Here is a 15,812-nt window from a genome sequence, read left to right on the forward strand (position 1 = left end):
CAATCATGAGTTTGAGGGAGTGTTCATCACTCCTCGAATAGAGGCAAAATAAATGAGTGCATTAAAAGGAATTCGAGTTTTAGATCTCAGTAGAGTACTTGCAGGTCCGTGGTGTGGGCAAGTGTTGGCAGACTTAGGTGCAGAAGTCATTAAAATCGAACGCCCTAAAGTGGGAGATGATACCCGTATGTGGGGACCACCTTGGATGCTGAATCAACATGGTCAAACTACTCGGGAGTCAGGTTATTACCAATCTGCAAATCGTAATAAATCTTCTGTTGCCATTGATATTGCAACTGTAGAAGGTCAAAAACTGGTACAACATATTGCTCAAACCGCGGATGTGGTCATCGAAAATTTTAAAGCCGGATCATTAAAAAAATATGGTTTGGATTACGCAACCTTGAGCCAGATTAATCCAAAGCTAATTTACTGCTCAATTACAGGCTTTGGTCAAGATGGACCACGTGCTGAAGAGCCAGGCTATGATTTTATCATCCAAGGCATGTCAGGATTGATGAGTATCACGGGAGAACAAGAAGGTGAGTTGGGCGCAAGTTCACAAAAAGTCGGTGTAGCGGTTGTGGATATTCAAACAGGTTTATATGCAACCATTGCGATTCAAGCTGCGATTATTGCTCGCCAGCAAACAGGAGTAGGTCAGTACATTGATTTAGCACTACTCGATGTACAGGTTGCTGGTTTAGCGAATCAAGGAATGAATTATTTAAGTTCAGGTTGTACACCTAAACGGATGGGCAATAGTCATCCTAATATCGTGCCATATCAAACTTTTAAAGCGCGAGACAAAGAATTTATTATTGCCTGTGGAAATGACAAGCAATTTAAAGATTTGTGTATTGCGATAGGTAAACCTGAATTATTGGATAATTCAAATTACCTTCGTAATCAAGATCGGGTGAAATATCGGCATGAATTAATAGCGATTTTGTCTGAATATTTCCTGACGCATGATGCTAGACATTGGGTAGATGCCATTCATGCTGTCAAAGTGCCTGTAGGTGTGATTAATTCTGTTGCAGATGCTTTACAAGAGCCGCAAATCCAATCTCGTAACATGGTTGTCAATATTCCACATGCGGATAATACTGACTTTAAAATGATTGGTTCACCGATCAAAATGTCAGGAACACCGATTCAATATCGCAATGCTCCCCCACGTTTGGGAGAGCATACAAAAGAGATTTTAGGGCAACTCTATACTGATAATGAATTAGAAGCATTTAAACAACAGGGCATCATTGATGGAATCGGTCTTTAAACACAGTTAAAAATACACAAATATTGAATGCACTTCGTGGTACATGATCAGCACTTCATCTGAGTATCAAAATAGCCTTTCTTCTAAAAGATAAAAGAAAGGCTGGAGCATACATATGATTTTGCTAAGTGATGTAATTGTTGTTTAAGCTGTGGTTGGAAGTGTACGTTGTTGCATTAACACTTGTTGTGCAATATGTACTTCTTCTGCAGCTTTTGGGTTTATTGCATGCCATTGATCATTTGCATCTAATTCCCAAGCGCGAACATTGTCTTTTAGATAGCTGAGTAAACCATAGTCAATGATTTGCTTTTTAAGCTTTTTATCTTCGATTGGGAAGCAGGTTTCAACACGTGAAAACAGATTTCTGCCCATCCAGTCTGCACTGGCACAATACAACTCATCCTGACCATCGTTATAGAAATAATAAACTCGGGTGTGTTCCAGGTAGCGTCCTACAATCGAACGCACGCGAATATTTTCGGAAAGCCCTTGTATTTGCGGTCTTAAACAGCAGATTGAACGTATGATCAAATCTATCTGAACACCAGCTTGAGAGGCTGTATACAATGCTGAGATGAGTTTTGGTTCAGTTAAAGCATTTACTTTAATGATAATTCTGGCTTTTTTACCTGCTTTGGCATGTGCTGTTTCTTGTTCAATCAAATGTAAAAGCTGTGCATGTAAGGTGAAGGGTGCATGAAATAATTTTTTCAGCTTTAACAGTTTCCCCATACCAGTTAGTTCTTGGAAGATTTTATGAACGTCCTCACAGATTTCTTCATGTGTCGTGAGTAAACCGTAATCGGTGTACATACGCGCATTTCCAGCATGATAGTTTCCCGTGCCAAGATGAACATAACGTTTTAGTTTTCCAGCTTCTCGCCGTACAATTAAAATCATTTTGGCGTGGGTTTTGTAGCCAACAATTCCATAAACCACAACTGCACCAGCTTCTTGCAAAATATTAGCCACTGTAATATTGGATTCTTCATCAAAGCGAGCACGCAATTCAATGATTGCCGTAACTTCTTTGCCATTGCGAGCAGCTTCTGCCAACACTTGTACAATTTCTGAATCAGGTCCACTACGGTACAAGGTTTGCTTGATGGCAAGTACGTTTGGATCTTGTGCCGATTCACGCAATAAGTTAATGACGGGTTTAAATGAATCAAACGGATGGTGTAAAAGTACATCTTGCTTAGTCAGTACTTCAAAGATTTTATTCGAATTTCGAAGTGCTTTAGGAATAACAGCTTGATAAGGTTTAAAACGTAATTCAGGAATATCAAAGTTGGTGATTAATCGGGTCAAATTAACAGGACCATTCACTTGATATAGGTGTTGTGGATCAAGATCAAACTGTTCTAAAAGATAATGATTGATTGAATGAGGACAATTGTCAGCAATTTCTAATCGAACCGCACGACCAAAACGCCGTGAGGATAACTCGTCTTTCAAAGCAACAGCGAGGTCATCAACATCTTCTGCGAGTGTCAAATCAGCATTCCGTGTCACGCGAAATTGGTAACAGCCCGTTGCAGTCATTCCTGGGAATAAATCGCTGATATGTTGTTGGATGATTGCAGACAGCAAAATATAATGTTCTTCGCCACCTGTCAGTTCATCAGGTAGACGCACCACACGCGGTAATGAACGTGGAGCAGGAACAATTGCCAATTCAATTTGTCGACCAAATGCGTCTTTTCCTTCTAAGGTGACAATAAAATTTAAGCTTTTATTGACCAGTCGAGGAAATGGATGTGCTGGATCCAAGCTGATAGGGGTAACGACAGGCTGAACTTGTTTAAAGAAGTAGTGCTTAATCCAATCCAGATGTTTTTCTAAGATATTGTGATATTGGATGAATTTAACGCCATAGTTTTCAAGTTCTGGTAACAGTATGTGGTTTAGAGTGTCATATTGCTCTTGAATCGCAAGGTGAGCACTTGCTGAGATTTGTTCAATGATCACTTCATTGGGAATACCATCAGGCGCACTAGTAATGGTTTTGAAGTCAATTTGCTTCATGAGTCCAGCTACACGAATTTCAAAAAATTCATCCAAATTACGTGAAAAAATAATTAAGAAATTTAAACGTTCAAGTAAGGGATGATTTTTATCTTTGGCTTGTGCCAATACGCGTTTATGAAATTCTAGCAATGAAATTTCACGATTGATGTAGCTACTTGAACTGTGTTGAAATTCAGTTGAGGATAAATTTTTTGAAGCGGGCATGATCTGCGTCATTTGAAACTGTCTTAACGACCTTGATGGGCATAGTAAGTATTCTACATGACAAAATTGTTACAGTTAGCTAAAATATTGAAAATTATTTCAATTTTAACATATTTGTAAATTATTTTTTAAAACATAGATAAACAGGGTTTCTTGGGAATATCGCTTCAACATCTTGTTCTATCAAACTGTTGAAGCGTGGAAATGTCAATTTTAAAATTGACATTGATCATTTTTAAGTTTTAGCTCATATACTTTTTCTGCTGAACTTAGTTTCATTTTCACATAATAGGGATTTCGTCTTTGGAATTCATTTTCAAAAATTAAACCACAGTTTTCAAGCATACCTTGCATGAGAAATTGCTGAGTTTTTTCTTTCCCCATACTATCAGCAAACTGTTTGAAATTTTCGGATGTAATAAGTCCTTCGAGATCAATGTGATCATGATACAAACGTATTTTTTCGATCACAGTATTTTGGTCAATTTGAACGGGTAGTACACGTGAATCCTCATCACTTAAGGCATTTAAAACATCATCTAAATTTTTTGAATCCTTAATTTTGTAATTTTGTTCAATAAGTTGATTTTGAATTAAATAGTCATCCAATTCAGTTGCATAACTTGGGATCGATTGAGTGAGTAAAAAAGTAGTGATCGATAAAGATATTATTTTGAAATTCATTTGAATAATACACTTATTAAAAATATGGATTTATTATACTCAATCAAACAATATGTACCAGTGTTGTGACTTACTTTTATCAAAAGCTTACATCATTCACCTATGTTAAGGTATTGGGAAAAAATGCAGAACTCGATTTGCTTCTTTTTCAAAATGCTTTAAAGCGTGTTGATCAGGTGGTTGTATATTGCAAAAACCAATATTTGAATTGTTTTCTATATTGCATGTATTCCGCCATCCTCCATATTGAAATGGTTGGGCACTTGAAGATTTATGTACTTGATAATCATATACTTCACCATGCTCATTCCAAATCGCTGTGGTATAGCGAGTTTCACATGTCCTCATGTCAGCGAGAGTTGTACTGTAATAGCTGAGCTGTCCATCAATAAAAAATAACGTGTATTTGTAATCCCCAAAAGTACTTTTACATTTGAGATCCTTTTTTTGCTTGGCACTTATTTCTACAGCAGTAAATTGATGACCGTCTAGCTGAGCATCAAAGCGCTTTGCTGAGTAGATTTTTTCCAAATTTGCAATTTCCGCTGGATAAGGTGATTTTAGATCACTCGAAATATAGTTTGGAATTGCTCTGATATTTTGGTTGGTAAAATACCCTAAATATGGATGTGTTTTAAAAAACTGGTAGGGCGGCGTCTGATTTGGATCTATCGCGCCTGCAACAGTATCAAGAGTTGAAAATCCAGATTGACTAAAACTGAGCGTTCCCTTTAAACCTTCAAAGCCATTACCTATAGAGACTGGTTGAATCAACCGATGATGCTCAGATCCGCTTGCACGAATAACAAGTCCATCAGATGAACTTATATTATGTTTAAATGGAATTATCACAGTAAAGCTTTCTAATTTATATAGAGTACCAGTAGAAAGTGGAACCTGAAAGGTCAGCGTATTTGTTGCTAAGTTTTTGACTGCATTAATTTGAATTTGCTTGGATTTCTTTTTAAAACAGGGAAAGCTTAAAAAACCACATTTTTTTATGCTACCAGTGACACCCACAATACTATGTCGAGGCAGATAAAATGCTTCACCTACAATTGGACGATTAAATAAGCTGTTTTTTTGTTCTTGATTCATTGTGCCATAACTTTCATACAGATCAAGCGTAATGGTCAAGTTCTTAGCGTTTAAAGGAAAAGCGACACTAACCAACAAACTACACAGTATTAATTTTTTCATGGCGATGTTGTTATCCTTATGATCATATAATTTACATCTATCGTATTGGAAAAATAAAATCTAGTTAATTTCTTTTCAATCAGGCATTTCTAGGTGTATTCAAGCGATTTAGTGGATATTAAAATTTGAAGTTTATTGATTAGCATCGATAGATAAAAAAATAAGCACCGATTGAGGTGCTTATTTTATAGATATGATTTGATCATAACTTTAGAAAACTAATCTTTTTTTAAGTTTTCATTGATCAAGAATTCAACCAATGCTTTTTGTGCATGTAAGCGATTTTCTGCTTCATCCCACACCACTGCATTTTTATGATCCAACATATTTTCAGAAACTTCCTCACCACGATGTGCAGGAAGACAATGCATAAATAAACAATCAGGATGTGCTAAATCCATCAATTTTTCATTGACCTGATAAGCAGCGAAAGCTTTTTCACGAATTTTTTGTTCTTCCTCTTGTCCCATACTTGCCCAAACATCGGTGACTATGAGGTCTGCATTTACAGCAGCATCTTCAGCAGATTCAAACAGTTCAACACAATGGGCAAACTCAGAAAGAAATTCTGGTTTTGGTTCATAACCTTTTGGCGAAGCAATTTTTAATTTAAAACCCCACATATGTGCTGCTTCAATATAGGAGTTACACATATTATTGCCATCCCCAATCCAAGCCACTGTCTTTCCTTCAATTGAACCACGATGTTCAACAAAGGTCTGTACATCAGCCAATAACTGGCATGGGTGATGGTCATCGGTCAATGCATTGATCACAGGCACAGAAGAATATTCAGCAAAACGTTCGACAATATCATGACCAAAAGTACGAATCATGACGATATCAAGCATGCTAGAAATGACACGAGCTGAATCTTCAATCGGCTCACCACGTCCAAGCTGTGTATCACGAGATGATAGAAAAATTGCACTGCCACCAAACTGGCTCATACCAGCTTCAAAGGAGACACGAGTACGGGTGCTCGACTTTTCAAAAATCATCCCCATGACTTTTCCAACAAAAGGTTGGAATACTTCGTTATTGTGCTGTTTTCGCTTTAACTCTATAGCGCGTTCGATGATGCGATTCAGTTCAGCAGTGGATAAGTCACGTAAAGTAAGAAAATGTCGTAGAGCCATGGTTACTCCACAATAATTGTCTAGTCAAAGCCAATAGCGAATTGACCAACAATTCATTGTTGGTTGATGAAAATAAAAAGGAGAATCATCTAATATACTATATGAATATGAAAACGCAAAAAAATTAGACCTTTTGATGCCCTTGTAGGAAGCGATCTACGCAATAACTGATGCAATCGAGTATTTCTTGATCAGAATCTTTAATCTCAATCCCCATCAAGATTCGCCATTCTAAATTTCTAAGGATGCCAAAATAGAATTGTGCTGAATAAAGTGGATTTTCACAGACCAGTTTTTGGTTTTCTGCATAACGTTCTAAAGCACTGGCAATCGAAAGTTGGACTTGTTTGGGACCCTTTTCATGAATATAGAGTGCCAATTGTGGATCTTTTTGTGAGCGTTCAAAGATCAGACGTATAAATGCAATGTTATCGGGCATGATCATATGCTTATAGAAGGTGATTAAGGTGGTAATTAGATAAGCACGAAGATCATTACATGATGGGTTGAACGGTCGGCAGATATCTTTAAAAAAAAGATCACGGCGATAATCGCAAATTGCGGTAAATAGACCTTCTTTATTGCCGAAATACTTATAAATCGACGCCTTTGAACCACCCGCATGATTGACAATGTCATCGAGTGACACCGCATCATAACCATGTTCCAAAAAAAGTTGATTTGCACTAATCAATAATGCCAAACGACGTTCATGACCACGTTTTGTTTGTGGAAAATCACATCCAGAGGCTTCAATATGTGCTAAATCTTGGTTCATAAATTGCGAATAAAAAGTACGTTGTAATTATTATAGCAAAAATGTCAATAAATTTCTTTGTCAGTATTGATTTGTCTTGTTTGGTTAGAAATTGTGCATTAAATTGAAAAAATGAATCAAAATTCATTTTTCTTTGACTAAAGTTTTAGAGTAATATACCTAAATGGTCATATGCGATTTACAAATTATGGCTATACTCAAAACTCAATAAACAAGTGACCACTGTGGAAGGGAATATGACACAACAAACGTCTGCAGGCTTAAGATTTAGACAAGCGCTAGAAGTGGAAAAACCATTACAAATCATTGGTACAGTCAATGCCTATGCCGCAATGATGGCGAAACAAGTGGGTTATAAAGCAATCTATGTTTCAGGTGCTGGGGTAGCCAATTATTCATATGGTTTACCAGATTTAGGGATGACGAGCTTAGACAATGTATTGGAAGATGTTCGCCGTATTACAGAACGTGTAGACACACCATTATTGGTCGATATTGATACAGGTTGGGGCGGTGCTTTTAATATTGCACGTACAATAAAACAAATGATTAGTGCAGGTGCTGCTGCTGTTCATATTGAAGATCAAGTGGCGCAAAAGCGTTGCGGGCACCGTCCAAATAAAGAAATCGTTTCTCAGCAAGAAATGGTCGATCGTATTAAAGCAGCAGTCGATGCTAAAACCGATTCAAACTTTGTCGTAATGGCACGTACAGATGCCTTACAAAAAGAAGGATTACAAGCGGTTATTGACCGTGCATGTGCCTGTGTTGAAGCGGGTGCTGACGCAATATTTGCTGAAGCCATGACGGACATCACTATGTATAAAACCGTATGTGATGCAGTAGGTGTACCTGTACTTGCCAATATCACCGAATTTGGTGATACCCCGTATTACACCACTGAAGAGTTAGGTGAGCAGGGCATTAGCATGGTGCTATATCCATTATCTGCAACACGTGCAATGCAAAAAGCTGCACTCGAAGTTTTTCGATCTATTCGTGAAAATGGTACTCAAGTCAATGTATTGGATACCATGCAACAACGTAAAGAGCTTTACGAATTCCTTGATTATCACACTTTTGAAAATACTCTAGACAAGCTGTTCACGCAGGAGAAATAATAAAATGGCTGAAGGAAAAGTACTCACAGGCGCAGGACTGCGCGGTCAAGTTGCTGGTAAAACAGCACTTTCTACTGTAGGTAAAAGTGGCGCAGGTTTAACCTATCGTGGTTACGATGTGCAAGACCTTGCAGAAAATTGCCAATTTGAAGAAGTTGCTTATCTGATTTTCTTTGGTGAATTACCGACCGCAGAACAATTGGCTACATATAAGGCAAAATTAAAATCTTTGCGTCAATTACCACAAGCGTTAAAAGAAGTCTTGGAACGTATTCCTGCTGACTCACACCCAATGGATGTGATGCGTACAGGCGTTTCAATGTTAGGTAATCTTGAAACAGAAAAGTCATTTGAACAACAGCAAGATGTTGCAGATCGTATTCTAGCGACTTTGCCAGCAATCATTTGTTATTGGTATCGTTTTAGCCATGATGGCGTGCGTATTGAAGAAAATACCGATGATGATTCAATTGGCGCTCAATTCCTGCATTTACTTCGTGGTGAGAAACCGAATGAATTGCATGAACAAGTGATGAATGTTTCGTTAATTCTTTATGCTGAGCATGAGTTTAATGCATCTACATTCACAGCACGTGTTTGTGCATCAACCTTGTCTGATATGCATTCATGTATTACAGGTGCAATTGGTTCACTTCGTGGTCCATTGCATGGTGGTGCAAATGAAGCGGCTATGGAAATGATTGAAAACTGGACCTCTCCTGAAGAAGCTGAGCGTGAAATGCTGGGCAAGCTTGAGCGTAAAGAAAAAATCATGGGCTTTGGTCATGCGATCTATAAAGACAACGATCCTCGTAACGGCATTATCAAAATTTGGTCTGAGCGTTTAGCAAAAGATGTAGGTGATACAGTACTTTATCCAGTATCTGTTCGTTGTGAAGAAGTGATGTGGCGTGAGAAGAAATTGTTCTGTAATGCAGACTTCTTCCATGCATCTGCTTATCACTTTATGGATATTGCGACTAAATTGTTTACCCCAATTTTTGTGATGTCTCGTGTTACTGGTTGGGCTGCACATGTCATGGAACAACGTGCAGACAATCGTATTATTCGTCCAAGTGCGGATTATACAGGACCAGAACTTCGTAAAGTTGTTCCAATCGCTGAACGTTCAGCTGCCTAATTTTCAATTATTCGCATGTTTATAGATAAAGCCTGAATTCAGGCTTTATCTATGTATTGTTCAACGAAAAAACGATAATCTTTTTATCACCTCATGTGTTGATGCAATTTCTGCAACACAGAGTGAAAGGCTTGTTAGAGTCGCTTTTTGAACCGCTTGTGCACTCATTGCTCCAGCACCCAGATCGGGATGATCCATAGTGGCTGTACCATCAGATACAAAAATCACTTTATAATTTCTAAAATGTGCATCACGGGCAGTCGATTCACAGCACATATTTGTTACTGTTCCTGTAATAATAAGCGTCTCAATTCCTAATTTTTTTAGATACTGATCTAAATCGGTGTTGTAGAAAGCACTGTAACGATTTTTTTTAATAACAATCTCATCTTTTTGCGGTGCAAGATCAGGGTAAATTTCAACACCTTCAGTGTCATCTACCAAAGCTGATTGTTGATCTATCGTAGACCAAAAATCTGACATCAGCCCCATATCGCTTCGGTCTTTTTGATGTACATAAGTTGTATAGATTATTGTTAACCCTTTTTCTCTGCTTATCGTAGCTAAACTTTTTATATTGGGAACAATTTCTGTTGCCATTGGGACCCACATGGATGCATCAGGTTTAACAAAATCGTTTTCCATGTCTATGATCAACAGTGCAGTTTTTTTAGGGTTGTTGATTTCAAATTTCATAACTTTTCCTTAATTTATAAAGTGATTGCGGTTTCACATCATTGGATCGAGAACAGATAAAAAGCATATAAAACGTTTATTTTTTATTTAAACTTAATTATTAGATCATGATTTTTAAAGGTAAATGATACTTTGTTAGTATAATTTTATACTTGATAACGTTCATCTAGGGGCGAGATGTAATGAGTTTTAAATATGAATTTTAGAAAATTAAAAGCATATTCCTTGAGTAATCATGAGGGTTCAATCCTTAACAACTTACAGGAAAGAAAGATGGATATTGATTTATTGTATGTTAAGAATGTTTTAATGACGCCAAATAAAATTGATGGATGATGATATGTTTATTTTATAGTAGAGCCTCCTAGGAGGCTTTACTTATTGAGGAAGCTGACCATTAGGGAAAAGAATGACCGCTTCTTCACGTGTATATCCGTCATCAAAAGGTAGACTAAGGGATTCGAATGTAATCAGAGTGCCTTTGTTTTTTGGCAGTTCAAAAGCTTGTTTCAGTTTAATGTCAGTGTTGTAACTAGTTAAATTCATTGCTTTACTTTGATTTTCGGCATTCAGAACTGTGAATATTGAGCTGTATACTTTACTCAATGATTCTGTACCTTGTGCTGATGAGACATTTTGTTCAAGTAAATTAAGCTTAAAATCACGCACATCTAATGCTTTAAGTGGCTTAAGTTGGGTATGAATCTTGACTAATGCTTGATTAAATGTGGCTTGGTCTTTAATTGCAGAGAATCTTTCATCATATTTTGGCAAATCATACTTTTTCTCGTTTAGGGGATAATAGTAAACTTTAGGAACGGAATAACTTTTTGAATTTTCAACAACAAATACATGTTTAGTCTTTGAATCATAACCGAGAACTTGCAGCGTAATATTGCTGTAATCATTTGCGAAAGCTGCACAACTGAACATCAGTAAAATGCTTGATGCGATTATTTTTGACATTTTTGCCTCATCATTTTGCAGGTAATAATAAAACAGGATCTTCAATATCATAACCTGTTTCTTCAGGAATACCGTAATATTTGACAATCACTAACATCTTATTCTGATTAGGTATGACATAATTTTGTGTGATTTTTATTGTTTGTGCATACTGTAGTGCTTGTTGATTGCTACTTTTTAACGTAGCAGTGCTAACCCTATATAATGTTTTATACTGAGGAATCTTTTCTGATTGATCATGCCAAGCAGGAACGTATTGTGTTTGACTTTTCACGATCTGAATTTTTGCCGTATTGGCATTGCCAGTGAGCAGAGGTATCAATCGCTTTTTTATTTTCGCGAGGTCTTTTTCAAATCGAGTACCATCTTGATCATAATCAATTTGGTGAGTTTTAGGATGAACATAGAGGGATTTAACTTCAATCAAACGATCTGGTGATTTGCTATTTAATTGGTAATAATATAATTGTGCTAGGCGTCCACGTTCATCTTCAAAATGTCTGAGTAAATAAAGTTTTTGTTCTTTTGTTTCATAGCCGAGTACTTCAATATGTTGACCCCCTCCTACAGTAGCATAACAATGTAATGACATTGTAAGAGTCATGCCGATGGATAAGTATTTTAAAAAGTACATGAGTTGATATTCTTTTGATACGTGATTGTTATTTTGCATAATTTTCATCCAATTAAACGTAGTCTTTAAGTAATTCATGTGTTGTATAACTACAGACATTATTTGTTCACTTTTTTCAACACCTGATTAAATATAAAATTCGTTCTTTCTCTGCTTTGTTATAGAGTGAGGAATCTGTGAAAATGTCGATATTTTTTAACCATTTATCCTCCTGTTTGGATGATGAAATGTGATAGGTGAGCATTTACTTGTAGATGTAAAATGATCAGATACAGATGTTTTAAACTTAAATGTAATGTGTTGAAAAATGATGATTTAAAACTTTATTTTGTTATCAGTATCCATCAATATTCGGGTTATAATCAATTGCTGTTTTTAATATGAAAAAGATATGGTTAAACAATATCTTTAGATAGAATTTAAGCTTATAAGAAATGATGCATATAGATAATCTTGCTGAAGAAAGTGGAAATATTAGTTTTGTAGAATATACAGCAACAGGGATATTCATCTTAAAAATTGAAAAAAGAAAATATCGTGGGACGAAAATACAATCACAAGTTTTTGAATTACACGATGATGTCCAGGTAATTTTTAATTCTTTGGATAAGGATATATATGCGGTATTCAATAAAACCAAGCAAATACTTTATTTAAATGATCAGATTCAATCAGTTGATCACTTTGATGCAGTATTGAATTTGCGTAAATCATTCAGTTTTAGCATGGCTGTTTTGTTGTTTGCTGTCGTTGTATATCCTTTTTATCAATATTTTATGGATGGAACTATTTATTATTTCGATACGTTTATGCATTTGGCAATACTGACTTTGGTCAGTTGCTTTGTTTACTTTATTTTTGAATGTCTAAAATTAAATCGACAAAAAACCAGCAATATTGAAGCTTTGTTTCATATGTTAAAGCTACCTGTCTTGAGTAAAAGAACTTTAGACAGTTTAAAACTCACGAATTCATATTTCTATGAGTTCGATCAATTGTATGATTTAAGCTTAATCAATCAGTTGAGGCATGGTCGAAATGATAGAGAATTAAAAACTCAATTAGCGCAGCACACTCAAAAATTGGTCCAGTTTGGTTTAACTCAACATGAACTTGCCAAATTTAAAGTGGAATCCATTTCTGGAAGATTGGATCAATATATAATAGAAAAGAGGGAATCAACCACTGCATATCCTGATGCTTTAACTGAAGTGAGATTTAATCTGCAAGGAACAAATTTCTATAGCTATTTGGATGACTTTCACTTTGTTCAAGATACTGATGTAAAGATGATCATTTCACAACAAGGTGATTCAATAGGTCAATATGCTTGGTTGATTTATGATTATCATCAGTATTTAACCATAGATGAGGAGTTGTTACAGGCACTGCAAAGACCGAAATTCCCGCTACGTGACCACGAAAAATATATAGAAACTTTAAGATTAATATTAGGTTTTATTGTTTTAGTTAGCTTTATCTTATTTGATATTTTTGTAGCCTGTGTTGCATTTATTATCAGTATAGCAGGCTATTATTATTTTCAATTTTGTTATGCTGTTTTCTTAAAATTTTCATTCAGCAAAGATATTTATGCTTATTTGGGATATCAATCCGTTGAATTATTTCAAATGGTAAATCTTAAAGAATTGAAGCAAGGCAATTTTAAACCCGTACATCTAGCTGCAATTGCACGACCAAGTCGTACAGGATTTAACATCGAAAAAAGGAGATCATGATGATCTCCTTAATCAGATGCTTAGTTCTGGTTGTTTAAAAGCGTTCAGCGCTTGCTAAATTCCACATTCTAAAATAGAAATTTTCTTCATCTTTATCTTCACAACACAATAACTCACCATCTTTCATCCAAAAGTGCAATTGAGCATAATTCTTGATTTCACGGTCATTAATACGTTGCGCAAGATGATGTGCTTTGATTTCAGCTGGGTGTTGTAAGCCTGCTGCAGCAATCATTTCAGCCAGTGCTTTTAAGGTATTTTTTTGAAAGTTGAATACACGATCTGCTTTTGATGGAACATCAAGTGCTTTTTGACGTTCTTTATTTTGTGTTGCGACACCTACTGGGCATTGGTTGGTATGGCAGCTTTGAGCTTGGATACAGCCAACTGCAAACATAAAGCCTCGAGCGGAATTAACCCAATCTGCACCCATTGCCATCGTACTTGCAATATCAAAGGCGCTGATAATCTTACCACTTGCCCCGATTTTAACTTGGGAGCGTAAACCTGCGCCGACGAGGGTATTGTGAACAAACAGTAGACCTTCACGCAAAGGTGTTCCCATATGATCAATTAACTCAATTGGAGCTGCACCTGTACCACCTTCTGAACCATCCACAACGATAAAGTCAGGTACAATTTTGGTTTGTAACATTGCTTTGACAATACTCATAAACTGCCAAGGCTGACCAATACATAGTTTAAATCCGACAGGCTTACCATTCGATAATTCACGTAATTGCTGAATAAAGTACATCATTTCAATCGGTGTACTAAATGCTGAATGCGACGCTGGTGAAACACAGTCAACATCCATTGAAACACCACGTATTTCAGCGATTTCTTTAGTAATTTTATCTTTTGGAAGGATTCCGCCATGACCCGGTTTTGCGCCTTGTGACAGTTTAATTTCAATCATTTTGATTTGGGGCAAAGCCGCTTGTTGCTTAAATTTTTCAGGATCAAATTTACCATCAAGAGTACGGCAGCCAAAGTAACCACTGGCAATTTCCCAAACAATATCACCACCTGGTTTGAGGTGATAAGGGCTTAGACTTCCTTCACCAGTATCATGATAAAAGTTGCCTTTTTTTGCGCCTGTATTCAAAGCCAAAATAGCGTTAGCACTTAAACTACCAAAGCTCATTGCAGAGATATTCATGATAGATGCACTGTAAGGTTGCGTACATTGATCATTACCAATACTGATTCGAAAAGTATTAAAGTCGGCTGGAGTTTTTGGCGTCATAGAGTGGGTTAAAAAGCGATAATCTTCTTGATATACATCGATAATTGAACCAAAGGGTTTATCTGCATTTTCATTTTTGGCACGTTGATAAACAAGACTTCGTTGTGCTCTTGAAAAAGGCAGGGCATCATTATCAGACTCGATAAAGTATTGGCGGATTTCAGGGCGTATATCTTCAAAGAAAAAGCGAAAATGTCCCATCAAAGGGTAATTTCTTAGAATAGAATGTTGTGTTTGAATAATATCTGCAAAACCTATTGCAGCAAGGATCGAGAAAACAACCCATGCTAAATTCAGAACGGTGTCTGAAAAGAAATAATAGATATAATGACCTTCATTAAAAAAAATAATCCAAGTTAAAAATAACGAGAGAAAAATACAAATAAACCAAACGGAATAACGGGAGAAAAATGTATTTAAAAGTTGATGTCGAATTGCTTGCGCAGGGCTTGCCATGTTGGAATATCTCTTTCATTATCTGGTGTTAAGTTGCCTAAATTTACAAAAGAGCTCAAGTAACGATTTGTTAGACTTGAGAATGGTTCTAGATTAATACAGGAATGATTTCTTTTTTTGAAGATTTGAGGTACTTTGCCTATATTGTGTGTCGAATAATGTATCGAAAATAAAAAGGAATCGAAAATGTTTGAAGAGTTTCTGACAAAATTGTTAAACCCTAGTATCAGTTTTTTAGCCATTTATGTTTCTGTGATTGTTGTTATTGCTTATATCGGGCTATTGTTCCAGTTTTTTAAAATAAAGAACCTAAAGCAGGAAAACGAGACATTAAAGCATCAGTTAAGTTCCCAAGCTCACTCAAAAATCAGCTTAAGCAAACATGAGGGAATTATTTCTTAAAATTATGCTGAAAGTAAATTGATAGAAATAAAGCCTGAATTTTCAGGCTTTATCTAAGCGTTGCATTGTTAGAGCTAGATTGCGAAT

Annotated in this window: 14 protein-coding genes; 5 read left to right on the plus strand and 9 right to left on the minus strand. The window is 36.2% G+C overall.

Features of this window, described 5'->3' with window-relative positions; genetic code table 11:
• Positions 1-52: 52 nt before the first annotated feature.
• Positions 53-1,282, plus strand: a complete 1,230-nt coding sequence (locus tag AAV97_RS08440; protein ID WP_046760332.1) for a CaiB/BaiF CoA transferase family protein — start codon at positions 53-55, stop codon at positions 1,280-1,282.
• Positions 1,283-1,426: 144 nt separating this feature from the next.
• On the opposite strand, the gene ppk1 is transcribed toward AAV97_RS08440, so the two are convergent.
• From ppk1 to AAV97_RS08465, 5 genes are all read right to left on the minus strand, one after another.
• Positions 1,427-3,532: a polyphosphate kinase 1 gene (ppk1, locus tag AAV97_RS08445; RefSeq protein ID WP_046760333.1), complete on the minus strand. Its 2,106-nt coding sequence runs from the start codon at positions 3,530-3,532 to the stop codon at positions 1,427-1,429.
• A gap of 201 nt (positions 3,533-3,733) precedes the next feature.
• Positions 3,734-4,204, minus strand: coding sequence for a hypothetical protein (locus tag AAV97_RS08450; RefSeq protein WP_009585008.1), 471 nt, complete (start codon positions 4,202-4,204; stop codon positions 3,734-3,736).
• 105 nt (positions 4,205-4,309) lie between these two features.
• Positions 4,310-5,404: a hypothetical protein gene (locus AAV97_RS08455; protein ID WP_009585014.1), complete on the minus strand. Its 1,095-nt coding sequence runs from the start codon at positions 5,402-5,404 to the stop codon at positions 4,310-4,312.
• A gap of 218 nt (positions 5,405-5,622) precedes the next feature.
• Positions 5,623-6,543 carry an ornithine carbamoyltransferase gene (gene argF, locus AAV97_RS08460; RefSeq protein ID WP_004830931.1) on the minus strand — a complete coding sequence of 307 codons (921 nt, stop codon included), beginning with the start codon at positions 6,541-6,543 and terminating at the stop codon, positions 5,623-5,625.
• A 124-nt stretch (positions 6,544-6,667) separates the two neighbouring features.
• Positions 6,668-7,321: a TetR/AcrR family transcriptional regulator gene (locus AAV97_RS08465; RefSeq protein ID WP_005029173.1), complete on the minus strand. Its 654-nt coding sequence runs from the start codon at positions 7,319-7,321 to the stop codon at positions 6,668-6,670.
• 236 nt (positions 7,322-7,557) lie between these two features.
• Between AAV97_RS08465 and prpB the strand changes: the two genes are divergently transcribed.
• Together prpB and prpC are read left to right on the plus strand one after the other, a co-directional pair.
• A complete protein-coding gene (prpB, locus tag AAV97_RS08470) occupies positions 7,558-8,442 on the plus strand; it encodes a methylisocitrate lyase (RefSeq protein WP_004830929.1) in 885 nt (294 codons plus the stop codon).
• A 4-nt stretch (positions 8,443-8,446) separates the two neighbouring features.
• Positions 8,447-9,583 carry a 2-methylcitrate synthase gene (gene prpC / locus AAV97_RS08475; protein ID WP_004830928.1) on the plus strand — a complete coding sequence of 379 codons (1,137 nt, stop codon included), beginning with the start codon at positions 8,447-8,449 and terminating at the stop codon, positions 9,581-9,583.
• A gap of 60 nt (positions 9,584-9,643) precedes the next feature.
• Here prpC and AAV97_RS08480 read toward each other — a convergent pair whose 3' ends face one another.
• From AAV97_RS08480 to AAV97_RS08490, 3 genes are all read right to left on the minus strand, one after another.
• Positions 9,644-10,279: an isochorismatase family protein gene (locus AAV97_RS08480; protein ID WP_046760334.1), complete on the minus strand. Its 636-nt coding sequence runs from the start codon at positions 10,277-10,279 to the stop codon at positions 9,644-9,646.
• Between the two features lie 378 nt (positions 10,280-10,657).
• Positions 10,658-11,245, minus strand: a complete 588-nt coding sequence (locus tag AAV97_RS08485; RefSeq protein ID WP_046760350.1) for a hypothetical protein — start codon at positions 11,243-11,245, stop codon at positions 10,658-10,660.
• 10 nt (positions 11,246-11,255) lie between these two features.
• On the minus strand, positions 11,256-11,879 hold the full coding sequence (locus tag AAV97_RS08490) for a hypothetical protein (RefSeq protein ID WP_046760351.1): 624 nt from the start codon (positions 11,877-11,879) through the stop codon (positions 11,256-11,258).
• A 434-nt stretch (positions 11,880-12,313) separates the two neighbouring features.
• On the opposite strand from AAV97_RS08490, the gene AAV97_RS08495 reads away from it, so the two are divergent.
• Positions 12,314-13,618: a hypothetical protein gene (locus AAV97_RS08495; protein ID WP_046760335.1), complete on the plus strand. Its 1,305-nt coding sequence runs from the start codon at positions 12,314-12,316 to the stop codon at positions 13,616-13,618.
• A 34-nt stretch (positions 13,619-13,652) separates the two neighbouring features.
• On the opposite strand, the gene AAV97_RS08500 is transcribed toward AAV97_RS08495, so the two are convergent.
• Positions 13,653-15,323 (minus strand): FMN-binding glutamate synthase family protein, encoded by a 1,671-nt coding sequence (locus tag AAV97_RS08500; RefSeq protein ID WP_004830921.1) that lies wholly within the window; start codon positions 15,321-15,323, stop codon positions 13,653-13,655.
• Between the two features lie 186 nt (positions 15,324-15,509).
• Between AAV97_RS08500 and AAV97_RS08505 the strand changes: the two genes are divergently transcribed.
• Positions 15,510-15,725, plus strand: coding sequence for a hypothetical protein (locus AAV97_RS08505; protein WP_042087111.1), 216 nt, complete (start codon positions 15,510-15,512; stop codon positions 15,723-15,725).
• Positions 15,726-15,812: the final 87 nt, after the last annotated feature.

This window comes from Acinetobacter sp. Ag2 (assembly GCF_001005515.1).
In the GTDB taxonomy this organism is placed as follows: Bacteria; Pseudomonadota; Gammaproteobacteria; order Pseudomonadales; family Moraxellaceae; genus Acinetobacter; species Acinetobacter bereziniae.